The sequence below is a fragment of the Nocardioides sp. B-3 genome (assembly GCF_024703895.1).
In the GTDB taxonomy this organism is placed as follows: domain Bacteria; phylum Actinomycetota; class Actinomycetes; order Propionibacteriales; family Nocardioidaceae; genus Nocardioides.
Window position 1 is genome coordinate 1,982,038 of sequence record NZ_CP087968.1, and the last position, 25,325, is coordinate 2,007,362.

Below are 25,325 nucleotides of genomic sequence, written 5' to 3' on the forward strand. Positions count from 1 at the left end.
GCCGTGTCGAAACCAAGGACCGGCGGAAGCGGCTCATTTACTCGCCTCGTAGGAGCGGTCGCGCCAGCTTCCGGCCGTGGTGGATCTGGGCCTTCACGGTGCCGAGCGGCACGTCGAGGAGCTGGGCGATGTCTTCGTAGGCCATCCTGTAGACGTCGCGCAGCAGCAGCGGCTGGACGTACTGCGGGTGGTCCTGCTCGATCGTCTCCATCGCCTCGAGCAGGTCGAGGCGCGTGCCGGCGATGACCGAGGTCGTGCGCGGGTCGGGCCGGTCGTGGTGGCCGCCCTCGAAGTCGGTGGGCGTCGCCCTGGTTCTTCAGCTTGCGGTAGGTCGTGCGGGCGCTGTTGAGCGCGACGACGTGCATCCGGGTGGTGAAGCGGCCCTGCCCGTTCCACCCGCCGATCTTGGTGGCGATGTTGAGCAGCGCCTCCCGGCAGGCGTCCTCGGAGTCCCCGGAGTAGGGCAGGACGCCCCGGCAGACGTTGAGTGCGGGGGGCGCGTACGGCGCTCAGCAAGCCCTCCGGGGCATCGCGATCGCCATCGCGGGCGCGCCGCGCCAGTCATCGATGTCGTCCGGAGTCACGCCTGCAACATAATGCAGGTGTGTCTGCCCCCTCTCGGCTCGGTCGCTACCCCGTGCGCCGTCGCATCGGCTCGGGTGCTTTTGCGACCGTCTGGCTCGCCTACGACGAGCAGCTCGACTCACCGGTCGCGATCAAGGTCCTCGCAGACAACTGGACCGAGGACCTGCACGCGCGTCAGCGCTTCATCGAGGAGGGGCGCTTCCTCCGCAAGGTCGAGTCGCCCCACGTCGTGTCCGTCTACGACGCCGGCGAGCTGGCCGACTCCCGCCCCTTCCCCGGTCATGTCCTACGCCGACCGGGGCACGCTCGCGGACCGCCCGGAGATCGAGCCGCTGACTGTCTCCCGGGGCCTGCACGTCATCGGCCGGGTCGGCGCCGGGCTGCACGCGCTCCACCAGCGCGGCGTCCTCCACCGCGACGTGAAGCCGGCCAACGTCTTGTTCCGCACCGTCGAGCACAACGGCTCGCCCCCGGTCAGTCAGCGCCATGCTGGGCGACCTCGGGCTCGGCAAGGCGATGGACATGTCGTCGCGGCTCACCATGATCGGCGGCACGCCCTCGTTCGTCTCGCCCGAGCAGGCCCGGGGCGAGCCGCTCGACGGCCGCGCCGACCAGTTCTCCCTCGCGGCACTGGCCTACCTGTTGCTGGCCGGGCGGGCGCCGTACAACCACACGTCGCTGAAGGCCGCCTCCGACCCCGGGCCGCCCGCGCCGCTAGACGGCGGGCTGCCCGGCGAGACCGAGGCGGTCCTCCTCAAGGCGTTGTCCAAGGACCGCGAGGAGAGGTACGCCGACGTGCCGGCCTTCGTCGCCGCGCTGACGACCTCACTGGCCGGCCACGCCGACGAGCCGCCGACGTGGATCCCGGTCGACCACGACCTGACGCGCCCCGCACCGCAGGAGGAGATGTTCACGGAACTCTCGGGGGACCGGTCGTCCGGAGGGACGCGGACCACCGCCGGCCTGTCGCGAAACCGGAAGGTGGGCACAGGTGTCGCCGCCGCCGTCGTCGGGCTGTTCGGCGGCTTCGTCGCGCACGGGCTGGTCGTGACCGACCGCACCATCGTCGACTCCGAACGCACCCTGACCGTGACCGTGCCGGAGGCGTGGACCGAGGCCGTTGACACCGATCGATGGGTGCCGCCGGATTCGGAGTTCGAGGAGTCGGCCATCTCGGCGGGCACAGGGGCCGGATGGAACACGAACGAGAATCCGGGCGAAGGGGTCTTCCTCGGGGTGATCTCGGGCGAGATGCCGGACACGGTGCCGCAGCACCCTGAGTGCGAGGTCACGCGGCCGGTCGTCAACGACCGCCGCAACGGCGACTCCTACAAGACGGTGGACTTCACCGGGTGCGAGCACGGCGGCATCACGGTCGAGCGCATCATTGCAGGTCACTGCCAATCGCCTGCTGTGGGTGCAGGTCCGTGCCGCCGACCGTGGGACCGCCTACGACGTGATCGACTCGGTCACGACGTCAGGGATGTGAGCGTCCTCAGCCCTCGCGGATCCCGCGGATGATCTTGGTCATCAGGTCGCGCATGCCGGGCAGGTCGACCTCGCGCCCGGTGACCGCGATCTCGGCCTCGGCCCTGGTCGGAACCGGTGATGTCGAGCCGGTGTAGAGGGCGAACCGCCGGTAGCCGTCGTGCACGTAGGACACCTCGAGCGCGTCGTAGGTGCGCGCGCCCAGCGGGATGCGGACTCGGTCCTCGTCGCGGCGAAGGTCGTCGACCCGCTCCTGCACCATGTCCGGGATCTTCTCGTGCTGGGAGACGACCTGCTCCACGCGCATGATGTACGTGTTGGTGGGGTTGCCGGCCTTCTTGTACTTCACCTCGTTGGACGAGGTCTCCAGACGGCTCCACCCGCGGGGGGCGGGGAAGACGAACTTGTAGTTGTCGGTGCCCACCGAGACGTCACGCAACGGCAGGTTGCTGCGCAGGGCCTCCTGTGGCGGGTCGGCCTCCAGCGGTTCGCGGGGGTTGCTCGGGAAGCTCGGGCTCTCCGCGGTGACGGGCCGCGGCGCGCCGGACGTGACGGGCGAGGACTGGAGGACCTCGGCGATCGCGAAACCGCCGACGATGCCCGCCGCCAGCAACGTCACCACCGCGACGAGTCCCCGCCAACTCATGGGGTGCAGGGTATCTGCCTGCGTCCCCGGCTAGCGTGAGGCCATGCGCTCTCGGCTCGCTGTCCTTGTTGTCGGGACCTCCCTCGCACTCACCGGCTGCCAGCTGCTCGGCGGTGGCGAGGACCCGTCGGTGGCGCTCGATTCCCTCGCGGCGGGCCTCTCATCAGGCGACCTGAGCGCGGTTCCCTTCGATGTCGAAGATCCCTCGGCGGCGTACGGCGACGTCGTGGCCGGCCTCGGTGAGGTGACGCCTGCCGTCGACGCGGCCGAGGCGGAGGTCACCGAGGACACCGCGACCGCGGCGCTCACCCGGACCCGGGAGCTCGACGGCCAGCCCCGGAGCTACGAGACGACCGCCGACCTGACCCCCGGTCGACGACGCGTGGCAGGTCGCCTGGGAGCCGGCACTCGTCGAGCCGTCCCTCGTGGAGGGGGAGCACCTCACGCTGACTCGCACAGCCGCTGAGCGCGGCCGGATCATGGGCGCGGGCGACCGCGCGATCGTCGCGCCACGCGACGTGGTGCGGCTCGGGCTGGACAAGACCAAGCTGACCGCGACCGACGACGTCGCCACGTCGGCGTCGGCGATCGCGGAGGCGCTGAAGATCGACGCAGCTGCCTTTGTGAAGAGCGCCGAGGCGGCCGGCGACAAGGCGTTCGTCGAGGCGATCGTGCTCCGCGCGGAGGAGGCGACCTCCGCCGTACCCCCCGTCGTTCGCGGACATCCCCGGCGCCGTCTCGCTCGCCGACCAGCAGGACCTCGCGCCGTCGCGCGGCTTCGCGGCGCCGATCCTCGGCAGCGTCGGTGAGGCGACGGCGGAGATCATCGAGGAGTCTTCCGGTGCGGTGGAGGCCGGCGATGTCGTCGGGCTCTCCGGACTTCAGGCGCGGTACGACGACGACCTCACCGGCACGCCCGGCCTGACCGTGATCGCGGCCGGCGTCGACAACGACCGCGCCGTCCACGAGGTGGCACCGGTCGCCGGCACGCCGTTGCAGACGATGCTGGACATCGACCTGCAGACGAAGGCGGAGTCGGCACTGGCGTCCATCCTTCCGGCGAGCGCGATCGTCGCGATCCGCCCCTCGGACGGCGCAATCCCGGCGGCGGCCAGCGGGCCCGGGAGCAAGGGCCTGAACACCGCGACCTACGGCCAGTACGCGCCCGGCTCGACGTTCAAGGTCGTGACCTCGCTGGCGCTGCTGCGCGCGGGGCTGCGTCCTGAGGACACCGTCCAGTGCGATGCAACGACGGTGGTGGACGGCAAGTCCTTCAAGAACTACGACGACTACCCGTCCTCCGGCATCGGCACCATCACCCTGCGGCAGGCGGTCGCCAACTCGTGCAACACCGCCTTCATCTCGTCACGCTCCCGTCTGGAGGACGGCGACCCGGCTGACGCAGCGGCGGCCCTCGGGCTCGGCGTCGACCACGACCTCGGGTTCCCTGCCTACTTCGGCCGGGTCCCTCCGCCCGAGGGGGAGACGGAGGCGGCGGCCGACCTGATCGGCCGGGGGCAAGGTGCTCGCCTCTCCGCTCGCCATGGCGACGGTCGCGGCCTCCGTGGTCGCTGAGCGCGCCGTACTCCCGATGCTCCTGCCCGCCCACGCGGTCGAGCAGACCGAGCCCGCCGTCCAGATCACGCCGGCGGAGGCGGGAGACCTGCGCGGTTTGATGCGCGCAGTGGTCACCGACGGCTCGGGCTCCTTCCTCGCCGACCTGCCCGGCGAGGTGGGTGCGAAGACCGGGACCGCGGAGTACAGGCTCACCCGACGCCTCCGGCTCGCTGCCCACGCACACCCGGATGATCGCGACCCGGGGCGACCTCGCGGTCGCGGTGTTCGTCGAGACCGGCCAGTCCGGCTCCACCACCGCCGGGCCGATCCCGGAGCGCTTCCTGTCCTGATTCGGCCGCCACCTACGGTGGGCCGCATGCACATCAACGGAGTCCGCCCGGTCGGGCTCACCGACCCCGGGCCGGAGGGCCTCGTCGACGTCACCGTCACCGACGGAGTGGTGACCGCCGTCTCGCCCTCCGTCGGAGGTGCGGACAACGGGTGGCTGATGCCCGGGCTCTGGGACCAGCACGTCCACCTCGGCCAGTGGTCGCTGTCCTCCGCCCGCCTCGACTCGGCGCCCGCGAGGTCCAGCGCGCAGGCGGTGGACCTCGTCCGCGAACGCCTCAAGGAGTTCCCCGACTGGCCCGTCATCGGGTGGGGTCACCGACCCACGGCCCGGGACGACGCGCCCGTCGTGTCCGACCTCGACGCGATCGGGACCGACCAGCCGATCGTGCTCATCTGCGGGGACGGCCACCACGGCTGGCTCAACACCCGCGCCCTCCAGATGCTCGCCCTCCCCACCCGCGAGGGCGTCGTCGCGGAGGCCGAGTGGTTCCAGGGCCTACGGCCGCCTCACGACCGTGCTCGGCACCGACGGCACCGGCCCCGACGCCTACCGCCGCACCATGGAGGCCGCCGCGGCACAGGGCATCGTCGGCCTCGTCGACTTCGAGTTCAGCGGCGGCGTCGCCGAGTGGCTGGAGCGCTGGCACGAGGGCGCCGACCTCCTGCGCATCCGGATGGCGTCGTACGCCGATGGGCTGGCCGACGTCCTGTCCCGCGGCCTGCAGAACCGGCGACCCGCTCGGGTCGGATCCGCGCCTCACGATGGGCCCGCTCAAGATCATCAGCGACGGCTCGCTGAACACCCGCACGGCCCGGTGCTGCGAGCCCTACGCCGAGAAGGCGGTCCACGGTTTCCCGCTCGGCCAGCCCAACCAGACTCCGGAGGAGCTCCGCTCACTGCTGGCTCGGGCCCGCGAGAACGGGCTGGACGTCGCCGTACACGCCATCGGCGACCGCGCCGTCACGGAAGCCCTCGCGGCGTTCGCCGACACCGGCGCCCGCGGCGGGATCGAGCACGTGCAGCTGACGACGCGCGACGACGTACGCCGCATGGGTGCCCCGGGAGTGCGCGCGAGCGTGCAGCCGGCGCACCTGCTCGACGACCGGGACGTCACCGAACGGCTCTGGCCCGGCCGGGCCGAACGCTGCTTCCCGCTCCGGTGGATGCTCGACGACGGCGTCGACGTGGTGCTCGGTTCCGGACGCCCCGGTCTCGCCGCTGGACCCGTGGCTGGCGATCGCGGCCGCTGTCCACCGCGCCGTCGACGGCGACGAGGCGTGGCACCCCGAGCAGTCGATCACCGCGCGCGAGGCGCTCGCCGCCTCGACCGACGGCTGGGGGACGGTCGCCGTCGGCCACCCCGCAGACTTCGTGATGCTGTCCGTCGACCCGCTCGAGGGTGACTCGGACGCTGCACACGCGTCGCGGCTGCGGGCCATGGGCGAGAACGTCCGCGGCACTCGGGTCGCCGGAAATCGCATCCACGGGTAAGAACGACGCGCCTCGCGACATGACAAGGGTGTGAGAGCAATCAACGACGGCGACCACAGGCTCGAGGAGCTCTGGGACGCCCACGCGCGACGACTTCATGCCTACGCCCGACGGCACGCCGATGCGGCGGACGCCGAGGACCCGGTCGCCGAGGCCTACCTCGTGGCGCTGCGGCGGATCGACGACGTCCCCGACGAACCGGGAGAGGCGTTCGCCCGGCTGGTGGTGACGGTGCGCAAGCTGGCCGCCAACCACCGGCGTCGCGCCGCGACGCGGGACCAGCACTGGGCACAGGCCGTCCGCGACCTGTGGCAAACCGTGGCCGGAGCCTCCGCAGAGGACAGCCCGGCCGATCGCGACCAGTGCGTCGATGCGCTGGCGGGCCTGAGCGAGGCGGATCGCGAGACCTTGCTGCTCGTCGCGTGGGAGGGGCTGACCCCGGCCCAGGGCTGCCCGCGTCCTCGGCTGCTCCGAGAACGCCTTCGGCGTGCGGCTGCACCGCGCGCGCAAGCGGCTCGCCGCCGCCCTCGACACCGACGCGACCCCATTGCGGGTCGCCACCTCCCAGGAGCTCCGATGACCGACCTGATGCAGCGACTCACAGCCGCCCGGCCCACCGATGCCGACCTCGACGTCGCCCGGCCTGCCGCCGATCGCGACCGCGCGCTGGCCGGGATTCGTGCGCGCTCGACGCTTCGGAGAGCGCGTCGCCGTACGCCGTGGCTCGCGGCCGCCGCGGTGGCCGGGCTCTGCGCCTTCCCCGATCGTGACCTCCTTCGGCGACTCGAGCGCGCAGGCGCTCACCGAGCTCGCCGCCGTCGCAGCGCAACGTCCGGGCCCCGTGCTCGCCCCCGGCACGTTCCTGCACATCAAGACCGAGTCGGTGCAGAAGAACAGCTCGATCTTCGACGACGGCAAGACCCTCGACACCAATCGCGAGTCCCGGGTCAGTTGGGACGGCGATCTCCCCGGCCATCGACACCCGGCCGACGTCAGGCTGGACGGAGTATCACCAGTTCCCTGCATCGGATCGGGAGGGAGCCTCCTTCAGTGGCCCCACGCCCGAGTTCGCCGCGTCGCTCCCCGACACCGCTCCGGAACTGGCCGACTATCTGAACGCGAACGTGTCCGGCTCCAACTCGCACGAGGAGGCCGTCTTCACCACGATCACGGACTCGGCGCACTCCAACTTCCTGCCGCCCGAGACCCTCAGTGCCGCGCTCCCGGTGCTGGCCGACGTGGACGGCGTGAGCGTCCACGATGTCGAGGTCGATGGCCGACCCGCGGTCGAGCTCTCCTATGCGGCCCGGGTGGGCGCGCCTGATCGTCGACGACACAGTGATCATCGACAAGGAGACCGCGCGCGTGATCAGCGTGCGGGACTCGAGCCCGGTCAGCGACTATCGCAGCGACACCGTCCTCACCGAGGTCGTCACCGAGGTGCCGGCCGAGGTGCTCGCAGCGTTCGCGGAGCACGAGGACGGCGAGCGGGTCTACGACTGACCGTCAACGAGCAGCCCCCGCGGTAGTCCAGTGGCAGATGGCTGTCCTGAGACCCGTTCGGCAGCCATCTGCCACTGGACTATCCGGGCCTCAGCGCTCCAGCCTGACGGACCTGCTGGTGACACGGGGGACACCTTCGTACGCCGGCAGCAGCACGCGGTACTTCCCCGGCGCAGGTCGACCCGCTTCACGTCGCGCGGCCCCGTCGTCATCACCAGCACGACGGTGCGCCACTTGCGCTGTTTGCGGACCCGGACGACGCACTCGTAGTCGACACCGGCGGCATTGGGGCCGACGTCGATCTTGAGCTTCGACTTCTTGATCGCCGAGAGGGCGACGGTCCGAACGACGGGCGCGGGAACCGGAGTGGGCGTCGGCGTCGGGGTCGGCGTGGGCGTCGGGGTCGGCGTGGGCGTGGGGGTCGGCTCCGGAGTGGGAGGTGGCGGCGGAGGTGGCGGCGCGTTCAGGTGGGACCACCGGCCGGGCTGGCCGGCGTTGGCGATGGCCCGGGGATCGACGCGGGTGCCGCAGGCGCCCGTGCCGTTGCCGATCGGCGCGCCGCCGGTGATGACGTAGCAGTTCGTGCCGTCGTGGATCTGTGTGCCGTCCGGGGGCCGGAAGTTGAGGTGGTTGAACCGGGCCTCGCCGTTGCCGGCGTTCCGGATCGCCACCATGTCCACCACCGTGTAGGGCCGCGAGCCGCCGATGCCGTCCCGGTGGCGACGTAGATCGGGGCGCCGCCGGCGATGACGAAGACGGAGCCGTTCTCCGGATCGTCTGGGAGTTGACCGCGGATCAGCGTCCCGTCGAGCGGCTGCCTGCGGAGCCGGGACCAGCGCGCCGTACCCGCCTCCGAGATGGCCCGGGGGTCGATGCGCCACGACGTCTTCTCACCGCCGACATTGGCCCAGTCGGTGATGACGATCGGGGCACCGCCGGCCCAGCGGTAGGTCTGCACACCGTCGTTGGCGATCGCGCCGTCCGCGGGGGTACGGCGGAAGGCTGTTGAAGTAGGCCTGCGAGACATCTGTGTAGGGCTGGGTCGTGGTTGCGCCGACGGCGGCCCACGAGCTCACGTAGAGAGGGGCTCCGCCGACGATCCGGTAGACCGGGCCGCCCCGGTCCTCGGGGTACACGCGGATGTAGTCGCCATCGGCGGCATGGGCAGGCGTCGGTGCGAACGACAGCAGCGTCGCGATCAACGCCACGACACACAGTCGCGCCACCCGCATGTCTTCCCCCTGTCGAGGCGGTCGCGAGATTCTGTCACGACCCCCGGCCCGGGACGTCATGGAGACTGGTTGTTGGAACGATCAGTCCCCATGACGTCCGCTGCACGGGTGGGGGTCAGGCCGGGGCGAGCGTTGCCTCGAGCACGAACTGGGGGTCCTCCAGCCGGTCGCCGTACAGCTCTCGCAGCTGCTGGACGCGATAGCGGACGGTCTGGGCATGCACGAAGAGCTCGGCGGCGACGGCGTCGCGGCGGCCCCGGTTGAGCACCCGGGACCGCAGGGTCTCGGTGAGCTTGTCGACGGTCGAGGGCCGTTGCCCGGCGAGCGGCGCGAGCACTCGGGCGCGCAGGTCGGCACGGGTGTCCGGGTCGGCGGCGAGGACCAGCGCGGCGAGGTGCGTGTCGGCGTCGACGAGGCCGGGCAGCTCGAGGGCGAAGGCCCGACCGGCGCGTTCGTGCGAGCGCGCCGCGTCGAGCCGGGGCACCGACGGACCGACGACCGCGCTGGTGCCGCGCAGTGCGCGGATCAGCCCGGCGCGTGCTGGTGCGGAACCGGTCGAGGGCACGAGCAGCAGCGCGTGTCCCTCGGGGACGCCCGGCAGGTCCTCGTCCGGTTGCAGGGTCTCGGCGGTGACCAGCGTCGAGGCATGCCCGGCCTGCGACTCGGGCAGCAGCACGGCGATCAGCTCCGCCGGCGGGACCCAGCTCGCGCGCTCCGCCGCCGCGACGACCGCCTCCGGTCCCGCACCGGTGACCAGTGCCCGCGCCAGCCGCTCGAGGTTGCGCTGCCGGAGCCGGCCGGTGCTCTCCAGCTCGTCGGTGTGACCGGCGGCGCTCGCGGCCGAGAGCTCGTCGATGTAGGCGAAGACGAGCTCGGCGAAGCGTGACAGCTGGGCCGCGTCGATGTCGTTGGCGACCGCCGTTCGCGACATGTCGCGCCGGGACACCCGGGCCCCGATGCGGTAGGCCGCCAGCAGCGCCTCCATCGTCCGGCCGTTGCGCGCCTCGCCGCGCCCGAGCTGGTAGGCGCCCCTCGAGCGCGGGGGCCATCGGTGGGCTCTCGCCGTCGCGCGTGGCCGGGGTGAGGAAGCCGCCGAGGGCGAGCTGCACGGCGTTGCGGATGGTCGCGCCCATCGGCCCGCTCAGGGCTCCGGCGTAGCTCGGCACCTCGTCGATGATCGCCGCGACGGCCCTTTCGGCGACGTCCGCAAGCTCGCCGCGGAGCACTCGGACGACTGCGTCGTCGAGGCCGACCACCGTGCGTTGTTGTGTGGTGGGGCGCACAACGCGTCGTGCCATGGGCGTCCAATCTCCAGAACTTGTTCTTTGTGAACAAGAGTCTAGCCCCGATTCACGTGCACGGGGCAGGAACTTCGCCGGCCGGCCCGTCACGCTTGAGCCATGAGCACAACACTGATGTCCGGGAGCAGCGCACCGTCGCTGCGCACCCGCCTGACGCGGCTGGCCGAGTCGGCCACCACGCCGCTCGTGCCCGCCGACTTCTTCGACCTCTTCGCGCCGCTCCGCGCCGGCGCCGACCTCCGCGGCCGGATCGAGTCCGTCCACGCGGAGACCCCCGACGCCGCCACCCTCGTCATCCGCCCCGGTGCCGACTGGGCCGGCCACCAGCCGGGTCAGTACCTCCGCATCGGCGTCGACGTCGACGGCGTCCGCCAGTGGCGCGCCTACTCCCTGACCCACGGCCCCCGCGCCGACGGTCGCATCTCGATCACGGTCAAGGCCGTGCCCGACGGCCCTGGTCAGCAACCACCTCGTCCACGAGGCCGTGCCCGGCACGCTGGTCCACCTCGAGCAGGCGGCCGGCGAGTTCGTGCTGGCCTCCGACCACGACAAGCTGCTCTTCGTCACCGCCGGCTCGGGCATCACGCCCGTCATCGGGATGCTGCGCAACCTCTACCCGAGCACCGACAAGGGCGTCCTCAAGCTCGACCGGAGCAAGGACCTCGACATCGTCGTCGTCCACGTCGCGCCCAGCGAGCCCGACTCGATCTTCCTGCGCGACCTGCAGGCCCTCGACGTGTCCGGCGCGATCAAGCTGATCGCGCGGTACGACGACGTGCACGGCGTCCTCAAGGTCGACGACCTCGCCGACCCGGTGCCCGACCTCGCCGAGCGCCGCACCCTCGCGTGCGGACCGGCCGGACTCCTCGACGCGCTCGAGGCGCACCACGACGCCGCCGGCCCGGAGCTGGTCACCGAGCAGTTCCGCACCGCGCGGGTCGAGCCCGGCGACGGCGGCACCGTCGCCTTCGCCAACGGCACGACGCTCGAGCTCGACGGTGGCACCCCCGATCCTCGACGCCGCCGAAGCGGCGGGCGTCCTGATGCCCAGCGGCTGCCGGATGGGCATCTGCATGGGCTGCGTGCTGCCGATGACCGAAGGCTCGGTGCGCGACCTGCGCAACGGCCAGATCACGACCGCCATCCCCGGCGAGAGCGGTGCGATCAAGGTGCAGACCTGCATCAGCGCCGCCGCCGGCCCCTGCCACCTCGACCACTGACCTCACGGAGGAGACTCACATGACCACGATCCAGAAGCAGGCGCAGAGCCCCATCGCGCACCTCACCGAGGCCGACATCGAGCAGATCGGCATCGAGCTCGACGCCATCCGTCAGGACGTGCTCGACAGTCGCGGCGCTGACGATGCGGCGTACATCCGAAAGCTCATCGACGCCCAGCGCAAGATCGAGCTCGGCTCGCGCGCGGTGCTGCTGTTCAGCATCTTCCCGCCGGCTCGGCTCCTCGGCACCGCCGGCCTGAGCGTCGCCAAGATCCTCGACAACATGGAGATCGGGCACAACATCCTGCACGGCCAGTGGGACTGGATGCGCGACCCGAAGATCCACTCCAGCACTCGGGAGTGGGACATGGCGTCGCCGTCGGAGCAGTGGAAGCACAGCCACAACGAGCTGCACCACACCTACACGAACGTCATCGGCAAGGACAACGACCTCGGCTACGGCATCATGCGCGTCGACGAGGAGCAGCGCTGGGCGCCGTTCCACCTCGGCCAGCCGATCTGGTGCTTCATCAACGCGGTCTTCTTCGAGTACGGCATCGCGGCCTACGACCTCGACCTCGGCGCCGTGATCAAGAAGAAGCAGACCAAGGACCCGGAGTTCCAGCGCCGCGCCAAGCAGGTGCTCGGCAAGATCCGCAAGCAGGTCACCAAGGACTATGTCGCACACCCGATCCTGTCGATCCCGACCGGCTCCTTCCTGCCGACCCCGGCCGCCAACTTCACCGCCAACATCGTGCGCAACCTGTGGTCCAACTCGATCATCCTGTGCGGCCACTTCCCCGAGGGTGTCGAGACCTTCGAGAAGCGCTCGATCGACGGCGAGACCAAGGGCGACTGGTACGTCCGCCAGATGCTCGGCTCGGCCAACATCTCCGGCTCCAAGGCGATGCACCTGATGAGCGGCAACCTGTCGCACCAGATCGAGCACCACCTCTTCCCGGACCTGCCGTCCAACCGCTACGCCGAGATCGCCCCCAAGGTGCAGGCGCTGTTCGAGAAGTACGAGCTGAACTACCTCGCACGCCCGTTCGTGCCGCAGGTCTACTCCGCCCGGCACAAGGTCGTGCGCCTCTCGCTGCCCAACGGCTGGCTGGCCACCACGAACAAGAAGAACCTCCCGAGCCAGCTGAAGATGCTCTACGCCATGTCGACCAAGGGCCCCAAGGTCCGTCGTGCCGCCCGGCCCGGCTGACCCAGCAGGCGCGTCGCGTCGAGATGGACGTCGCGGCCTGAACTTCTGCAGGGTCATCCCCAACCTTGGCGATGTCGAGAGGTACCGGTTCGGGGGACGGTGGTCCCGGCAACGGCAGACACCTCGGGACATCGACAGGGGCAAGGGATGCTTAGGAAAAGGTCTGAGGACAACGTCGACATCACCGGTCGACTTCGCATGATCCAGCTGCTGGAGGTGCCCAGCATGGTGGCGCCCCGCGTGCCGCGGACGATGCGATCGAGGAGTCGCTCCCGAGGCTGCTGGACGTCGACGTTCACGAGGGTCGCATGTACGTCGCCGGCCACGAGCCGCACTTCCGGCCGGTCACCCTCTTGCAGCGCGTCCCCGCGCCGCGGCAGGCCGAGCCGTCCTGACGCAGGTCAGAAGCGCGGTCTAGCGCTGTCTAGCGCAGTCAGCCACGAAATTCCACGGATCAGTAAACGCTCAACCATTCCGGATCGCGCCCTGCGCGCTGCCTACAGGTCGCGCCAAGGCACTGATCGAGGTGCCTTCACGACAATCGGAGGCACCACCGTGCACACCTTTTCGAAGAAGTCGGCCGCCCTGCTTCTCACACCCTTCGTGGGGCTGGGCCCGTTCATCCTGCTGGCCAGCGCTCCGGGCGGACGCCGCGCCCCCCGCCCGGATCTCCGGGACCGTCACCGCTGCCGGCGGCGGTCCGCTGGTCGGCGTCAAGGTGACCGCCCTGAAGCTCGGCGGGACCGGCCAGTGGGCCGAGGCCGACAATGCGGTCACGAGCACCAGCGGCACCTACTCCATCGGCAAGTTCACGTCCGGCACCTACCGGATCCGCTTCGACGACCCGTCGGGCAGCTTCGAGACCGAGTTCTACGACGACCAGCCCCGCGTCGGCCCGGCCCGGGACATCGAGCTGCTGACCGGGGGAGGCAACTTTCCCAACATCAATGCCGAGCTCGGGGCTGCCGCACACTTCAAGGGCGCAGTGAAGAACAGCTCTCTCGTCGGCATCGAGAACGCGACCGTGACGGCCTACGTCCGCCGGGCCGATGCCCGGGTCGAGTTCCGGGACGTCACGACCGCGGCCGACGGCTCCTACGACCTCGGCGGACTGCCGGGCGGCACCTACACGCTCGGCTTCTCCGACCCGGCCTCCGGCATCGAGGAGTTCTGGAACGACAAGGCGACGCTCGAAGCGGCCGACTCGCTCGTCGTCACGAACGACGGCACGCAGACGGGCATCGACGCGACGCTCGCAACGCCGGTCGACCTGACGCCGAGCCCGACGGTCACCGAGACGGCCACCGCCACGGCGACCGCCACCGCCACAGAGACGGCGACCGCGACGGACACCGCCACGGCAACCGCGACTGCCACGGCGACCGCCACCACCACGACCACCACGACCGCCGCACCCGCGCCGATCACGGTCGCGATGAAGACGATCGCGGTGCACAAGAAGCCGGTCATCAAGGGCACTGCCAAGGTCGGCGCCCGCCTGCGTCACCGCGGGCACGATCAACCCGACCGCGGTGGTCCGCAAGATCCAGTGGTTCGCCAACGGCAAGGTGATCAAGAAGGCGACCAAGCGCCGCTTCGCGGTCACCGGCAAGCAACGCGGCAAGAAGCTGACGGTGAAGATCACCGTCTCCGCCCCCTGGCTACACGACCGTCGTGCTCAAGACGAAGGCCACGGGGAAGGTCATCGCCTGACGACGTAGGGGCAGCTGGCGGCGTACGACATGCAGATCGGCCGAGCCGATGTCGTCCGCCGCCAGTCTCCGAGCGCCCGCTTCGGCGAGCGTTGCATTGCCGGGGTTTCGGGCTGTGCCCGGCTTCACCGAAAGGGGAGGGTTATGAAGCGAAACAAGACTGAGGAGAACGTCGTCATCACGGGTCGACTTCGCCAGATCGAGATGCTGGAGATGCCCAAGCTGGCGTCGCCCCGCAGGCCGGTCGACGACCACTTCCCGCCGCTGCATGACGTGGAGCGACACGAAGGTCGGATGTACGTCGCCGGCCACGAGCCGCACCTCCGGCCCGTCACGTTGCTGCACCGGGTGCGGTCGCCACGGCACGTCGGGCTCGACCCGACCTGACGGCCACCCCGGCGCCGAGCGCTGAGCGGGCTGTTGCACGGATCCGGGGCGCGAACCCCCTAGCCTTGCCCGGTGATCTGGATCGTCCCGGGACTGCTCGTGGCCCGGGTCGCCGTCGGTCCGTGGGTGCTCGTCGCCGTGGCGGTCGCGCTCTGTGTGCCGCGGATCCGCTGGTGGGCGCAGGACCGCATCTGGATCGACTGGCGGCGCGCGGGGATCGCCGTCGCCGTGCTCGCGACCCTCACCGGCCTCGTGGTGCTGATCCCGGACGGCTGGCTGCCGATCCCGCAGTCGCCCGGACTGATGATGACTCCGTCGTACGTCGGACGGCCGGCCAGCGCACGCCCGGTGCCGATCGCCTCGGTCCCGCAGAACCCGCACTCGGCACGCAACGGCGCCAGCTCGATGCACAACGACGCATCGGCGTCGGACACCTACGAGTGGGCCGGGCCGACCGGCCTCGAGCCGGAGGTCGACACGGCGTGGTTCGGCGTCGAGGAGTGCGCCACCCTCGCCTTCGACTCGCACGACCGACTGATCGCCCTGTGCGGTGACCCGGCCGGCCCGACGATGCACGTGATCGATCCCGACTCGATGCGCAAGCTCGCGACCAAGGACCTGCCCGACCGCGCCGAGAGCGACAAGCCTGCGTGGGAGGACCTCTGCGGTGGGGCGTACTTCTACCTCGACCCCGCCGACCGGGCCGTCGTCGCGACGACCGACCGGCGGATCATGGCCATCCGCACCTCCGACGCCGACGGCGAGCCGGACCTCACCACCGACAAGACGTGGGACCTCACCGACGCCGTCCCGAAGGACGACTGCCTGATCGCGCTGCTGCCCGACTGGAGCGGGCGGATCTGGTTCGAGACCCGGGACGGACTCGTCGGCACGATCGCGCCCGACAGCGGCGAGGTGAGGACGCTCGACCTCGGCGAGGAGATCGCCAACTCCTTCGCCACCGACGAGAACGACGGCATCTACGTCGTCACGACGCACGCGCTCCACCGCCTCTCCGCCGGGCCGGGCGGAGCGCCGGTCGTCGACTGGCGCACGGAGTATGACCGCGGTGGTGAGAAGAAGAGGGGTCAGCTGAGCCGGGGCAGCGGGACGACGCCGACCATCATCAACGGCGGCATCGTGGCCATCACAGACAACGCCGAGCCGCAGATGAACGTGGCGTTCTACGAGCGCTCGTCAGGCCGCGAGATCTGCAAGGCGCCGGTCTTCGAGGACGACGCGAGCGCGACCGACAACTCGCTGATCTCCGTCGGTGACGGCGTGATCGTGGAGAACAACGCCGGCTACGGCAGCCCGCTCTCCACCCTGCTCGGCCGCGCCACCAGTCCCGGCTTCGCTCGCGTCGACGTCGCCGGCGGCGACTGCAAGGTCGTCTGGACGAGCGACGAGATCGCGCCTTCCAGCGTCGCGAAGGTGTCGCTCGCCACCGGCCTCGCCTACGCGTGGACGAAGAAGCCCAACTGGTGGGGCGTGAGCGCGTGGTACCTCACGGCCATCGACGTCACCACCGGCCGCACCGTCTTCAGCGTCCGCGCCGGGACGGGCGTGCTGATGAACAACCACTACGCGGCACTGACCATCGCGCCCGACGGCGCTGCCCGGATCGCCACTCTCGCCGGCCCGGTGCGCGTCCGCGATCGCGTGCGGGGCTAGCTCGTCGCCGTACGGCGAATGGTGGATCAGGTGCAGGGATGGACGCCCGGCTCTCCGGGGCGCTCGATGTCACGCTCGTCCAGGGATCTTCTCGAACAGCCTCGGCCTCGCCGGCATCAGGCCGTCGGCGCACATGTCGATCATCGCGTTGTAGGTCGTCGCGTTGTCCGGAGCGCTGCCGCTGAACCACACGTGCACGGCATAGCCGTCGGCGTGCGCCTTCGCGACGAACTCCTTGCTCATCACCCGGATGCCGCCGAACGTCACCGGCACCTGCAGGGCTACGGTGCCGGCGGGCGGGCGGAGCCCCGTCAGGAAGTAGGCGGCGAGCGCGTCGCGTCCGGGGGCCGGGCCGATCTGCGGGGCCCGGGCGTGGAAGTCGGCGATCGCGGCATCGTTGAAGGACGTGACGATCACGTCGGTGCGACCCGCGTCGTTGAGCATCGCGGCGAGCAGTCGACCCGTCCGGATGAAGGACGCCGCGTCCTCGTCGGCCGTGCCCTTGATCTCGATGTTGATCGGCACCGTCGGGAACTTCGCGAGCACCTCGGACAGCAACGGGATCCGGAAGTCGGCGGGCTGGTAGCCCTTGATCCGGCGGTCGCCGTCGCGCGCCTGCGCAGCTTGTACGCCGCCTTGCGAGCATCGTGCGTCGTGCCCTTGCCCGGCACGAACCAGTAGGCCGCGTCGAGCTTCTTCACCGCGCGCCACGTCTGGGTGACGACTCGGCCGGTGCCGTTGGTGGTCTCGTCGAGGGTCGAGTTGTGCAGGACGACGAGCAACTTGTCCTTGGTCGACTGGACGTCGAGCTCGATCATGTCGGAGCCGACCTTCACGGCCCGCTTGAAGGCATACATCGTGTTCGTCGGGGCCTCGCGCTCGCCGCCCGAGTGCGCCATGTTGAGGACGCGCTGGGTCAGCCGGGGGTTCTCGTCGACGGCGAGTGCCCGGGCCGGTGTGCTGGTGGCGGCTGCGATGAGCGGGAGGGTGAGGGCGGTCAGGGACGCGGCGACAGTGGCGCGAAGGCTCATGCGGCCGACCTTAAGCCGCTGGTTGAGCAGCGACGAGCGCAGCGAGGAGCGTGTCGAAACCAAGGCCCTTGGTTTCGACACGGCGCTGGCGCGCCTGCTCAACCAGCGGGCCTGCCGACCCTACGGCCGGGAGAGCCCGACAGTCTGCTCGCTCAGCTCCCACAGCTGTCGCTGCACCTCGGCGTTGTGGGCCAGTGCCCGGGCGGTGACGACCTGCGGCGTGCCGCCCATCTGGCCGAGGCCGGAGGGGCCGACGTAGGTGCCACCGGGCAGGTCGTCGGTGGCCGCCATCAGGCTCGGCCGGGCGCCCGCGTGGGCGGGCTGGGAGACCGCCTTGACGGCCGCGTCGAGGATGCTGGCGACCCCGCCCGCGGCCCGACCGTACTGCCCGTTGGCGGCCAGGTGCGTGCCGGCGAAGCCGGGGTGCGCGGCCGGGGCCTTGAGCGGGAGACCCCTTTCCCGAGCGCGTCGGTCCAGCTCGAACGTGAAGAGCAGGTTGGCCAGCTTGGTCTCGCTGTAGGCCATCCAGCGCTGGTAGCGGCGCTCGGACCTCGGGTCCCGTGTCGGCGCGTGTCGAGCGGTGCGGTGCATGTTGGACGACACCGTGACCACGCGCGCATCGCCGCTCGCCACGAGCTGCGGCAGCAGCAGGCCGGTGAAGAGGAACGGCCCGAAGTGGTTGGTCGCCATCTGCGACTCGAGCCCGTCGACCGTCCGCCGGAAGGGTGGCGCCATGATCCCGGCGTTGTTGACCAGCACGTCGATCGGCCCGAGCTCGCCGGCCGCCGCGGCCGCCGTACGCACCGAGGAGAGATCTGCCGGGTCCACGACCAGCTTCTCGAGCGCGGCGCCCGGCACCTCGCCGAGGATCGCCGACTCGGTCGCATCGAGCTTGTCGGCGCCCCCGACCGGCGAGGACCACGCGGCCGCCGCGGCGGGCCAGCTCGAGCGCGGTGTAGTGGCCGAGCCCGCCTCGCGTGGTGCCGGTGACGAGGGTCGTGCGTCCCGTCTGGTCGGGGATGTCGCCCGGGGTCCAGGGGTCACGGGGTCACGGCCGGGTGGTCGAGGAGCTGCTGGCCCGGGACCTCGTCGCCGGAGATCTGCACCCGCCCGGCGTCGGGTCGCCGGCGCCCGCCGGCCAGCACGACGAACGACTCGCGGTCGGTCCGCAGCGCCACCGTCGGCTCGGCAGGCACCTCCGGCAGCAGCCGTCCGCGGCCCTCGTCGGTGACGGTCGCGGCGACGGGGGCGTGCCCCTCGACCTCCAGCAGCACCGTGGTGCCCGGGTCGGCCTTGAGCTTCTTGGCGAGCACGTAGCCCGGGCTCTCCGCGAGGTAGTCGGCGCTGTGACGAGCCGCGGGAGAGTCCAACCCTCCGGGCATCCCGAGCGCGCGGCGTACGTCTTGCTCGTGCATCCAGAGGTCGAGCGGCCGGTTCTTCAGCAGGGTCCGGGTGTTCCAGCCGATGGCGCCGAACAGCCCAGGTGCGGGCGCCGCGGGATCGGTGGGCGGGTCGGCGAGCAGCTGCGTGTGCCGGGCGGTCGTGCAGGCGCGGATCTCGTTGATCAGCTCGTCCGGGGTGCGGTCGCGTCGCGCCACCACGCCCTGCTCGGTGAACTGGCCCATCATCCCGCGCGTGCGGCGCATCGCCGATCTCGACGTCGTCGTGGTCGTGGCCGGCGAGCAGCGACTCGAGGTGGGCGACGTGCGCCGCGATGGCGTGGACGTCCCACCCGGCCGGGTCGGTCTGCGTGTGCCACGCGTCGTCGGGCACCTTCTCCAGCAGCGCCGTGAAGTCGTTGACCGCCTCCCACCAGACGTCGAGGTAGCCGCTCAACTGCTCGGGGGCATCAGTCATGGGCAGCACCCTAGGGGGTCACTGTGACAATGGGCAGGTGCGTGTCCGTGCCCCCTGAACTCACCGGCCGCGGCTGGCTCAACACCGCCGCCCCGCTGGCCCTTCGCGACCTCCGTGGCCGCTTCGTGCTGCTCGACTTCTGGACCTTCTGCTGCATCAACTGCCTGCACGTCCTCGACGAGCTGCGCGAGATCGAGGAGGCGTACGCCGATGAGCTGGTCGTCATCGGCGTCCACTCGCCGAAGTTCGTGCACGAGGCCGACCCCGACGCGCTGGTCGCCGCCGTCGAGCGCTACGGCGTCCACCACCCCGTCCTCGACGACCCCGACCTGACGACCCGGCAGGCCTACACCGCCCGCGCCCGGCCGACGCTCGTGCTGGTCGACCCGGAGGGCTACGTCGTCGCGCACTACGCCGGCGAGGGCCACGCCCATGCGATCTCGGCGCTGCTCGCGACGCTGATCTCGGAGCACCGCTCGAAGGGCACCCTCCAGCCCGGTGACTCGCCCTACGTCCCCCCGACCGTCGAACCCACAGACCTCCGCTTCCCGGCCAAGGCGGTCCCGTTGCCCGACGGGCGGGTGCTGCTCGCGGACGCGGGCCACGACGCGGTCGTGCTGCTGTCGGCCTCGGGCTCTGTGGAGCAGCGGTTCGAAGGCTTCCGCGAACCCAACGGGCTCTGCCTCGTGCCGCCGTCCCCGGGCCTCGACTACGACGTCGTCGTCGCCGACACGGTCGGGCACCGACTGGCCGGGCTGTCGCTGGCCACCGGTGTCGTCACGACGCTCGCCGGCGACGGCCGGCAGTGGTTCGAGGGCGACGGGGTCTCGCGGCTCAGCAGTCCCCGGGACGTCGTGTGGTGGCGCGATCGCGTGTGGATCGCGATGGCCGGCGTGCACCAGCTGTGGACGTTCGACCCGGTCACCTCCTCCGTGGAGGTCGTCGCCGGTACGGCGAACGAGGGGCTGCTCGACGGGCCGCTCCTCGACGCGTGGTTCGCCCAGACCAGCGGTTTCGCGGTCGACGGCAACCGGCTGTGGCTGGCCGACTCGGAGACCTCGTCGCTGCGCTACATCGAGGACGGTCTGGTGCAGACGGCTGTCGGGACCGGGCTCTTCGACTTCGGCTTCCGCGACGGCCCGGCCGCCGACGCACTCCTGCAGCACCCCCTCGGCGTCGCCGTGCTCCCCGACGGATCAGTCGCCGTCGCGGACACCTACAACGGCGCGATCCGCCGCTTCGCGGACGGGCAGATGACGACGATCGCCACCGACCTCAGCGAGCCCAGTGGCCTGTACGTCGAAGGGCGCGACCTCGTCGTCATCGAGTCCGCCGCCCACCGACTGACCCGGATCCCGCTCGACGCCCGGGTCGCCGCGGACGACTTCAGCCACACGACGCAGCGTCCGGTCACGTCGGTCGCGGCCACGGTGCGGCTCGACGTGCCGTTCACCCCGCCGCCCGGCCAGAAGGTCGACGACCGCTTCGGCCCCTCCTCCCAGCTGCTCATCACCTCGACGCCGCCCGGCCTCATCCGCAGTGGCGAGGGTCGGGGGACCGCGCTCACCCGCGACCTCGTCCTCGACCCGCACGTCGGCGACGGGGTGCTGCACATCGCCGCCCGTGCCGCGTCCTGCGACATCGGTGAGGGCGACGGCGCGGCCTGCCACATGCACCAGCAGGACTGGGGCGTCCCCGTCCGGATCAGCGCCGACGGCGGCGCCGTACTCACCCTGCCCCCGGGCGGCGCTTGGACCTGAGTCTCCAGAAGACTCAGGTCCAAGGATCGGCGACCCCGGCCTGCGTTGGCACGCCCTTTGACCTGAGTCTCGAGAAGACTCAGGTCAAAGCGGTCGACCGCGTGTCGCCCGGTGGAATCGGCCACCCCAGCGGCCTAGGGTCGAGGGCAGGAACACAACGACTAGGAGTCATCATGGGTTTTGGTGTCGGCATTGTCCTGCTCGTCCTCGGCGCGATCCTCGTCACCGGGGCGGTCGACCTGCCCGCCTCCGTCGACGACGTCGTTGCCACCACGACGGTCGGCTGGATCCTGATCCCGGCCGGTGCCCTCGGGATCGTCCCGGGCCTCATCGCCACGCGCAGTCGCTCGCACACGACGGTCGTGGAGGAGCGCCGCGACGTCTGACGGGTCAGAGCCAACCGTTCGCCTGCGCCAGCTGAGCCGCCTCGGCCCGGGTGGTCGCGCCCGTCTTGCCGATCGCGGCGGACAGGTGGTTGCGCACGGTTCCCTCGGACAGGTGGGCGCGGGCGGCGATCGCGGACACCGGTGACCCGTCGAGCGCGAAGGTGAGGATCTCGGCCTCGCGCGCGGTCAGCGGGCTCGGACCGGACATCAGCGCCTCCGCCGCGAGGTCGGGGTCGATCACCCTGAGACCGGCGTGCACGCGGCGTACGGCGTCGGCGAGCTGTTTGGCGGGAGTGTCCTTGACGACGAAGCCGGCGGCCCCGGCGTCGAGCGCGCGCCGGACGTAGCCCGGGCGGCCGAACGTCGTCACGATCAGCGAGCGCACGTGCGGCAGCTCGTCCCTCAGGCGAGCCGCGGCCTCGATGCCGGTCAGGCCGGGCATCTCGATGTCGAGCAGGCAGACCTGCGCGTCGGACGAGCGAGCGGCGGCCACGACCTCGTCACCGCGACCGACTCGGGCGACGACCGCGAGGTCGGGCTCGAGGTCCAGCAGCGCGGCGAGGGCGCCGCGGACGAGGGCCCGGTCGTCGGCCAGCAGCAGCCGGATCGGGCCAGTCATGGCAGCACGACCTTCAGGCGGGTCCCGGGGCCCCCGAAAATGTGGAGTGTGCCACCGGCCGCCGACACCCGCTCGCGCATGCCGCGCAGGCCGTTGCCCTCACGGAAGCCCCCACGCTCGTCGGAATCCTCGAAGCCGGCGCCGTCGTCGGCGACGACCGGGCCGTGGGGCGAGAGCTCGAGGGACACGGTCGTCGCGTTGGCGTGCCGCACGACGTTGGTCACGGACTCGCGCAGCACCCGGGCGAGCAGGGTCCGGTGCCGGGGGTCGGTGTCGGCGACGTCGCCGACCACCGTCGTGGTGATCCCGGCATCCGCGAGGACGAGAGGCGCGGCGGCCAGCTCGGCCTCGAGGTTCGCGGCGCGCAGGCCGCCGACGGTCGCGCGGACCTCGCCGAGCGCCTGCCCGGCGATCTCCCGGATCGACTCCAGCTCGGCCCCGGCCCGCGGTGGGTCGACGTCGATCAGCCGGGCCGCGAGCTCGGCCTTGATGGACAGGGCGGTCAGCGTGTGCCCGAGCACGTCGTGGACGTCGCGGGCGACGCGCTCTCGCGTTCGGCGACCAGCGCGAGGCGATTGCGGGTCTCGGTCGCCTCCCCGGGCCTTGTCGCCGAACACCCGGATCAGCACGCCCCCGAGCATGATCGGCCAGACCATCAGGAAGAACCGGGCAGGGAACCAGTCCGGCCCGGCCGGGGACGCCAGCGGCAGCAGCACCATGACGGCGGTCGCCCACTTCCACCACGGATCAGGCAGCTGCAGGGCCGAGAGCATCCCGAGGTATGGCGTGAACGCGAGCACCTCCACGCCGATCATCGGCGTCGTTGCCAGCGCGAAGGCGCCCATCAGTCCCGGGGCCAGCCGGGCTCGGTCGGCCCAGATGCTGTAGCCCAGCACGTTGCTCACCGCGAAGCCGAGGATGCAGACGAAGCTCGCGACCTTCCACCCGGTGGCGACGTCGGCCTCGATGGTCGCGACGATCGGGTAGATGAGGAAGACCAGCCAGATGGACGCGAAGGCCCAGCCCCACCGCTCCCGGGGGTTGGTGGCGTCGTCGCTCACACCCGCTCCCGCCCCCGCGCAGTCCCCACACCGCCAACGCCGCGAAGATGATCGTCCACGCGCACACGTTAGCGAGCAGCAGCCAGATCGAGTCGTGCCCGGCCTCCATCGGCAGGTAGCCCTCCGTGATCGGGTAGCGCGCCGGGCCGGCATAGCCGTAGAGCGGGGTGAGTCGGCCGATGTCCAGCATGACCCCGTCCATGGGAGTGAACACGTTGCCCGGGAAGCTCAGGATCACGATCAGGCCCGAGGCCACGGACGCAGCGTTCTCGCCCTTGAACAGCAGACACATCGCCGGGCCGTAGACCGCGAAGAGCGCGGAGCCGAGCCACACGATCGCGGCCGTGGCCAGCCAGTCGACGGCGTTGCCCGAGGAACCGGTGATCGCACCGATGACGTAGATCAGGGCGATCGGCACGACCGCGACAGACATCGCCACCGCCGTCTTGACCAGCACGAAGGACAGGGCGGGCAGGGGCGTGAGCGCGATCTGCCGCCCCCACCCCATCGCCTGCTCGGTCGCCGCGGCGCCCGCCACGGTGGTGGTCGCGGTGACCGCGCCGTACGCCGCCATCGAGACCATGACGTACATCGCGACGTCGGCGCTGCCGTAGGCCTCGTCGTCGCCCATGCCGAAGACGAAGAACAGGAACGCCGGCAGGGCGACGATGAAGAACATCCCCACCTTGTCCGCGCAGCTGCCGCTTCAGGTCCGGGCGGGCGTACGCGAGGGCCATCGGCCGGGTGGAGCTCACCCCGGAAGGGGTGCTGACCGTCGTGGTCGTCATCGGACACCTGCCGCGTCGGTCAGGGCGAGGAAGGCCGCCTCCGGGCTGGCGCTGGCCACCTCGAGCTCGGTGACACCGAGGGGCGCGACCGCCCGGCGGACGGAGTCGAGCCGGGCCTCGTCGATCCCGCCGGCGGCGACGACGTGACTGGGCGGTCGCAGGGTGACGGTCCTTCCGCCGTACGCCGCCCGGATCTCCGCGGTCGGGCCGTCGGCCACGATCCGGCCGCTCGCCATCAGCACGGTCCGGGAGGCGTTGGCGTCGGCCTCGGCGAGGTAGTGGGTGGCGAAGACGATCGTTCGACCGGTCGCGGCATCGGCGCGCATGGTGTCCCAGAACGCCTGCCGGGCGGCGACGTCCATGCCGGTGGTCGGCTCGTCGAGGAGGATCAGGTCGGGGTCGGGGACCGGGGCGAGGGCGAACTTCAGTCGCTGCTGCTCGCCGCCCGAGCAGGCCTTCACCGGGCGGTTGACGAGCGGGCCGAGCCCGACGCGGTCGATCACCTCGTCGACGCGGTCCGGTCGCCCGTGCAGGGCGGCGATCGCCCTGGATGGTCTCGCGGACCGTGAAGTCGGTCAGCAGGCCGCCCGTCTGCAGGACCGCGGAGACACGGCCGTCGACGACGGCGTGGTGCGGCGTCTCGCCGTACAGCTCGATCGTCCCGCTGGTCGGCGACGTCAGCCCGAGCATCATGTCGACGGTGGTGGTCTTGCCGGCGCCGTTGGGGCCGAGGAAGGCGACGATCTCGCCGGGCTGGATGGTCAGGTCGACCCGCTCGACCGCGACGACGAGTGTGCCGTCGGTGGCCCTGAAGGTCTTGTGCAGGCCGGTGGCCCGGATGGCTGGTGTGCTCATGGCTCCAGCCTGCGCGGCCGAACGCCTCCGGCCCCGGGGGAAGTGTCATGACCTCGCCATGACAGGTGTCATGAGATGCCGTTGGCCCGGCACGAGATCGTGCCGGGCCAACGGAGGTGGAGCTGGATCAGAAAGCAGCCTCGTCGAGGTCCATCAGCGAGAGGTCGATGCCCTCGGCGATGGCGCGCTCTGCGGTGAGGCGGGGAAGGTTGGTCTGTGCGAAGAACTGCGCAGCGGCGACCTTGCCCTCGTAGAACGACTTGTCCTTGCCCGGGTCCGAGTCGAGCTTCTGCAGCGCGACCTCGGCCCGGCGCAGCAGCAGCCAGCCGCACACGACGTCACCGAGCGCCATCAGCAGGCGGGAGGTGTTGAGCCCCACCTTGTAGATGTTGCGCAGGTCGCCGCCCTCGGCGGACGCGTCGGCCGACATCAGGTCGTTGATCATGTGACCGACGATGGCGTTGGCGTCCTCGAGCGCGGTGGCGAGCAGGCCACGCTCGACCTTGAGGCGACCGTTGCCGGCCTCGCTCGCGATGAAGCCCCTGGATCTCGTTGGCCGGGTGGCCCAGCGCGCGACCCCGGTCCTTGACGATCTTGCGGAAGAAGA

At 71.2% G+C, this 25,325-nt stretch carries 32 protein-coding genes and 2 pseudogenes; 19 read left to right on the top strand and 15 right to left on the bottom strand.

Going from position 1 to position 25,325, the window contains the following annotated elements:
- Positions 1-37: 37 nt before the first annotated feature.
- Complete coding sequence (locus LP418_RS13080) at positions 38-211, bottom strand: sigma factor-like helix-turn-helix DNA-binding protein (protein ID WP_257956591.1); 174 nt, start codon at positions 209-211, stop codon at positions 38-40.
- Between the two features lie 426 nt (positions 212-637).
- Between LP418_RS13080 and LP418_RS13085 the strand changes: the two genes are divergently transcribed.
- Positions 638-1,129, top strand: a complete 492-nt coding sequence (locus LP418_RS13085) for a protein kinase (protein ID WP_257956592.1) — start codon at positions 638-640, stop codon at positions 1,127-1,129.
- Entirely contained in the window at positions 1,072-2,106 is a 1,035-nt protein-coding gene (locus LP418_RS13090) for a hypothetical protein (protein ID WP_257956593.1), read from the top strand. The genes LP418_RS13085 and LP418_RS13090 overlap by 58 nt, the downstream gene beginning before the upstream one ends.
- On the opposite strand, the gene LP418_RS13095 is transcribed toward LP418_RS13090, so the two are convergent.
- Entirely contained in the window at positions 2,081-2,719 is a 639-nt protein-coding gene (locus LP418_RS13095) for a hypothetical protein (RefSeq protein WP_257956594.1), read from the bottom strand. The genes LP418_RS13090 and LP418_RS13095 overlap by 26 nt on opposite strands.
- 43 nt (positions 2,720-2,762) lie before the next feature.
- On the opposite strand from LP418_RS13095, the gene LP418_RS13100 reads away from it, so the two are divergent.
- From LP418_RS13100 to LP418_RS13130, 8 genes and pseudogenes are all read left to right on the top strand, one after another.
- A complete protein-coding gene (locus LP418_RS13100) occupies positions 2,763-3,185 on the top strand; it encodes a hypothetical protein (protein ID WP_257956595.1) in 423 nt (140 codons plus the stop codon).
- Positions 3,186-3,198: 13 nt separating this feature from the next.
- A complete protein-coding gene (locus LP418_RS13105; RefSeq protein WP_257956596.1) occupies positions 3,199-3,528 on the top strand; it encodes a hypothetical protein in 330 nt (109 codons plus the stop codon).
- On the top strand, positions 3,443-4,294 hold the full coding sequence (locus LP418_RS13110; protein WP_336276075.1) for a penicillin-binding transpeptidase domain-containing protein: 852 nt from the start codon (positions 3,443-3,445) through the stop codon (positions 4,292-4,294). The genes LP418_RS13105 and LP418_RS13110 overlap by 86 nt, the downstream gene beginning before the upstream one ends.
- Positions 4,242-5,426, top strand: a complete 1,185-nt coding sequence (locus LP418_RS13115) for an amidohydrolase family protein (RefSeq protein WP_336275986.1) — start codon at positions 4,242-4,244, stop codon at positions 5,424-5,426. Before LP418_RS13110 ends, LP418_RS13115 begins: the two co-directional genes overlap by 53 nt.
- Positions 5,390-5,767: pseudogene (locus tag LP418_RS33340) on the top strand (amidohydrolase family protein); the annotation flags it as partial. The gene LP418_RS13115 and the pseudogene LP418_RS33340, both read left to right, overlap by 37 nt.
- The gene (locus tag LP418_RS33345; protein ID WP_442940263.1) at positions 5,682-6,119 is read left to right on the top strand and encodes an amidohydrolase family protein; all 438 of its coding nucleotides are present in this window, start codon (positions 5,682-5,684) and stop codon (positions 6,117-6,119) included. The pseudogene LP418_RS33340 and the gene LP418_RS33345, both read left to right, overlap by 86 nt.
- Positions 6,120-6,149: 30 nt before the next feature.
- The gene (locus LP418_RS13125; RefSeq protein WP_257956598.1) at positions 6,150-7,235 is read left to right on the top strand and encodes an RNA polymerase sigma factor; all 1,086 of its coding nucleotides are present in this window, start codon (positions 6,150-6,152) and stop codon (positions 7,233-7,235) included.
- A gap of 8 nt (positions 7,236-7,243) precedes the next feature.
- The gene (locus tag LP418_RS13130) at positions 7,244-7,648 is read left to right on the top strand and encodes a hypothetical protein (protein WP_257956599.1); all 405 of its coding nucleotides are present in this window, start codon (positions 7,244-7,246) and stop codon (positions 7,646-7,648) included.
- Here the strand turns inward: LP418_RS13130 and LP418_RS13135 are convergent.
- The 3 genes from LP418_RS13135 to LP418_RS13145 all read right to left on the bottom strand — a co-directional run bounded on the left by LP418_RS13135 (position 7,613) and on the right by LP418_RS13145 (position 9,839).
- On the bottom strand, positions 7,613-8,503 hold the full coding sequence (locus LP418_RS13135) for a hypothetical protein (RefSeq protein ID WP_257956600.1): 891 nt from the start codon (positions 8,501-8,503) through the stop codon (positions 7,613-7,615). The two genes, LP418_RS13130 and LP418_RS13135, sit on opposite strands and share 36 nt — an antisense overlap.
- Positions 8,504-8,512: 9 nt before the next feature.
- Entirely contained in the window at positions 8,513-8,848 is a 336-nt protein-coding gene (locus LP418_RS13140) for a hypothetical protein (protein ID WP_257956601.1), read from the bottom strand.
- Positions 8,849-8,969: 121 nt separating this feature from the next.
- Complete coding sequence (locus LP418_RS13145; RefSeq protein WP_257956602.1) at positions 8,970-9,839, bottom strand: helix-turn-helix domain-containing protein; 870 nt, start codon at positions 9,837-9,839, stop codon at positions 8,970-8,972.
- A 430-nt stretch (positions 9,840-10,269) separates the two neighbouring features.
- On the opposite strand from LP418_RS13145, the gene LP418_RS13150 reads away from it, so the two are divergent.
- The 6 genes from LP418_RS13150 (at position 10,270) to LP418_RS13175 (ending at position 16,361) form a co-directional block, all read left to right on the top strand.
- Complete coding sequence (locus LP418_RS13150; RefSeq protein ID WP_257957029.1) at positions 10,270-11,199, top strand: FAD-binding oxidoreductase; 930 nt, start codon at positions 10,270-10,272, stop codon at positions 11,197-11,199.
- A gap of 17 nt (positions 11,200-11,216) precedes the next feature.
- Positions 11,217-11,375: a hypothetical protein gene (locus LP418_RS13155; protein WP_257957030.1), complete on the top strand. Its 159-nt coding sequence runs from the start codon at positions 11,217-11,219 to the stop codon at positions 11,373-11,375.
- 19 nt (positions 11,376-11,394) lie between these two features.
- On the top strand, positions 11,395-12,588 hold the full coding sequence (locus LP418_RS13160; RefSeq protein WP_257956603.1) for a fatty acid desaturase family protein: 1,194 nt from the start codon (positions 11,395-11,397) through the stop codon (positions 12,586-12,588).
- A gap of 718 nt (positions 12,589-13,306) precedes the next feature.
- Positions 13,307-14,464: a carboxypeptidase-like regulatory domain-containing protein gene (locus LP418_RS13165; RefSeq protein ID WP_257956604.1), complete on the top strand. Its 1,158-nt coding sequence runs from the start codon at positions 13,307-13,309 to the stop codon at positions 14,462-14,464.
- Positions 14,445-14,687, top strand: a complete 243-nt coding sequence (locus LP418_RS13170; protein WP_257956605.1) for a hypothetical protein — start codon at positions 14,445-14,447, stop codon at positions 14,685-14,687. The genes LP418_RS13165 and LP418_RS13170 overlap by 20 nt, the downstream gene beginning before the upstream one ends.
- 72 nt (positions 14,688-14,759) lie before the next feature.
- Complete coding sequence (locus LP418_RS13175; RefSeq protein WP_257956606.1) at positions 14,760-16,361, top strand: hypothetical protein; 1,602 nt, start codon at positions 14,760-14,762, stop codon at positions 16,359-16,361.
- 69 nt (positions 16,362-16,430) lie between these two features.
- On the opposite strand, the gene LP418_RS13180 is transcribed toward LP418_RS13175, so the two are convergent.
- The 4 genes from LP418_RS13180 to LP418_RS13195 form a co-directional block, all read right to left on the bottom strand.
- Positions 16,431-16,886, bottom strand: coding sequence for a hypothetical protein (locus LP418_RS13180; RefSeq protein WP_336275987.1), 456 nt, complete (start codon positions 16,884-16,886; stop codon positions 16,431-16,433).
- A complete protein-coding gene (locus LP418_RS13185; RefSeq protein WP_257956608.1) occupies positions 16,775-17,392 on the bottom strand; it encodes a glycerophosphodiester phosphodiesterase family protein in 618 nt (205 codons plus the stop codon). The genes LP418_RS13180 and LP418_RS13185 overlap by 112 nt, the downstream gene beginning before the upstream one ends.
- 120 nt (positions 17,393-17,512) lie before the next feature.
- Entirely contained in the window at positions 17,513-18,436 is a 924-nt protein-coding gene (locus tag LP418_RS13190) for an SDR family NAD(P)-dependent oxidoreductase (protein WP_257956609.1), read from the bottom strand.
- Entirely contained in the window at positions 18,433-19,038 is a 606-nt protein-coding gene (locus LP418_RS13195) for a maleylpyruvate isomerase family mycothiol-dependent enzyme (RefSeq protein WP_257956610.1), read from the bottom strand. The genes LP418_RS13190 and LP418_RS13195 overlap by 4 nt, the downstream gene beginning before the upstream one ends.
- Here LP418_RS13195 and LP418_RS13200 point away from each other — a divergent pair.
- From LP418_RS13200 to LP418_RS13210, 3 genes are all read left to right on the top strand, one after another.
- A complete protein-coding gene (locus tag LP418_RS13200) occupies positions 19,028-19,276 on the top strand; it encodes a hypothetical protein (RefSeq protein WP_257956611.1) in 249 nt (82 codons plus the stop codon). The two genes, LP418_RS13195 and LP418_RS13200, sit on opposite strands and share 11 nt — an antisense overlap.
- Before the next feature lie 20 nt (positions 19,277-19,296).
- A complete protein-coding gene (locus LP418_RS13205; RefSeq protein ID WP_257956612.1) occupies positions 19,297-21,009 on the top strand; it encodes an NHL domain-containing thioredoxin family protein in 1,713 nt (570 codons plus the stop codon).
- A gap of 173 nt (positions 21,010-21,182) precedes the next feature.
- Positions 21,183-21,395, top strand: a complete 213-nt coding sequence (locus LP418_RS13210) for a hypothetical protein (protein WP_257956613.1) — start codon at positions 21,183-21,185, stop codon at positions 21,393-21,395.
- A 4-nt stretch (positions 21,396-21,399) separates the two neighbouring features.
- Here the strand turns inward: LP418_RS13210 and LP418_RS13215 are convergent, their stop codons facing one another.
- The 6 genes and pseudogenes from LP418_RS13215 to LP418_RS33350 form a co-directional block, all read right to left on the bottom strand.
- The gene (locus LP418_RS13215; RefSeq protein ID WP_257956614.1) at positions 21,400-22,014 is read right to left on the bottom strand and encodes a response regulator transcription factor; all 615 of its coding nucleotides are present in this window, start codon (positions 22,012-22,014) and stop codon (positions 21,400-21,402) included.
- Positions 22,011-22,859, bottom strand: coding sequence for a sensor histidine kinase (locus LP418_RS13220; RefSeq protein ID WP_336276076.1), 849 nt, complete (start codon positions 22,857-22,859; stop codon positions 22,011-22,013). The genes LP418_RS13215 and LP418_RS13220 overlap by 4 nt, the downstream gene beginning before the upstream one ends.
- Positions 22,762-23,754: an ABC transporter permease gene (locus tag LP418_RS13225; RefSeq protein WP_257956615.1), complete on the bottom strand. Its 993-nt coding sequence runs from the start codon at positions 23,752-23,754 to the stop codon at positions 22,762-22,764. Before LP418_RS13225 ends, LP418_RS13220 begins: the two co-directional genes overlap by 98 nt.
- 105 nt (positions 23,755-23,859) lie before the next feature.
- The gene (locus LP418_RS13230; protein WP_257956616.1) at positions 23,860-24,366 is read right to left on the bottom strand and encodes an ATP-binding cassette domain-containing protein; all 507 of its coding nucleotides are present in this window, start codon (positions 24,364-24,366) and stop codon (positions 23,860-23,862) included.
- A 94-nt stretch (positions 24,367-24,460) separates the two neighbouring features.
- A pseudogene (locus LP418_RS13235) lies at positions 24,461-24,718 on the bottom strand (ATP-binding cassette domain-containing protein); the annotation flags it as partial.
- 127 nt (positions 24,719-24,845) lie between these two features.
- Positions 24,846-25,253: an acyl-CoA dehydrogenase C-terminal domain-containing protein gene (locus LP418_RS33350; protein ID WP_442940264.1), complete on the bottom strand. Its 408-nt coding sequence runs from the start codon at positions 25,251-25,253 to the stop codon at positions 24,846-24,848.
- Positions 25,254-25,325 lie beyond the last annotated feature (72 nt).

What these genes read in the sequence shown, in the direction of transcription:
- LP418_RS13080 (WP_257956591.1), bottom strand. Translation starts at nt 211, where the DNA reads ATGGAGACGATCGAGCAGGACCACCCGCAGTACGTCCAGCCGCTGCTG.
- LP418_RS13090 (WP_257956593.1), top strand. Translation starts at nt 1,072, where the DNA reads ATGCTGGGCGACCTCGGGCTCGGCAAGGCGATGGACATGTCGTCGCGG.
- LP418_RS13095 (WP_257956594.1), bottom strand. Translation starts at nt 2,719, where the DNA reads ATGAGTTGGCGGGGACTCGTCGCGGTGGTGACGTTGCTGGCGGCGGGC.
- LP418_RS13100 (WP_257956595.1), top strand. Translation starts at nt 2,763, where the DNA reads ATGCGCTCTCGGCTCGCTGTCCTTGTTGTCGGGACCTCCCTCGCACTC.
- LP418_RS13105 (WP_257956596.1), top strand. Translation starts at nt 3,199, where the DNA reads ATGGGCGCGGGCGACCGCGCGATCGTCGCGCCACGCGACGTGGTGCGG.
- LP418_RS13145 (WP_257956602.1), bottom strand. Translation starts at nt 9,839, where the DNA reads ATGGAGGCGCTGCTGGCGGCCTACCGCATCGGGGCCCGGGTGTCCCGG.
- LP418_RS13150 (WP_257957029.1), top strand. Translation starts at nt 10,270, where the DNA reads ATGTCCGGGAGCAGCGCACCGTCGCTGCGCACCCGCCTGACGCGGCTG.
- LP418_RS13155 (WP_257957030.1), top strand. Translation starts at nt 11,217, where the DNA reads ATGGGCATCTGCATGGGCTGCGTGCTGCCGATGACCGAAGGCTCGGTG.
- LP418_RS13160 (WP_257956603.1), top strand. Translation starts at nt 11,395, where the DNA reads ATGACCACGATCCAGAAGCAGGCGCAGAGCCCCATCGCGCACCTCACC.
- LP418_RS13170 (WP_257956605.1), top strand. Translation starts at nt 14,445, where the DNA reads ATGAAGCGAAACAAGACTGAGGAGAACGTCGTCATCACGGGTCGACTT.
- LP418_RS13185 (WP_257956608.1), bottom strand. Translation starts at nt 17,392, where the DNA reads ATGAGCCTTCGCGCCACTGTCGCCGCGTCCCTGACCGCCCTCACCCTC.
- LP418_RS13195 (WP_257956610.1), bottom strand. Translation starts at nt 19,038, where the DNA reads ATGCGCCGCACGCGCGGGATGATGGGCCAGTTCACCGAGCAGGGCGTG.
- LP418_RS13210 (WP_257956613.1), top strand. Translation starts at nt 21,183, where the DNA reads ATGGGTTTTGGTGTCGGCATTGTCCTGCTCGTCCTCGGCGCGATCCTC.
- LP418_RS13215 (WP_257956614.1), bottom strand. Translation starts at nt 22,014, where the DNA reads ATGACTGGCCCGATCCGGCTGCTGCTGGCCGACGACCGGGCCCTCGTC.
- LP418_RS13220 (WP_336276076.1), bottom strand. Translation starts at nt 22,859, where the DNA reads ATGGGCGCCTTCGCGCTGGCAACGACGCCGATGATCGGCGTGGAGGTG.
- LP418_RS13225 (WP_257956615.1), bottom strand. Translation starts at nt 23,754, where the DNA reads ATGTTCTTCATCGTCGCCCTGCCGGCGTTCCTGTTCTTCGTCTTCGGC.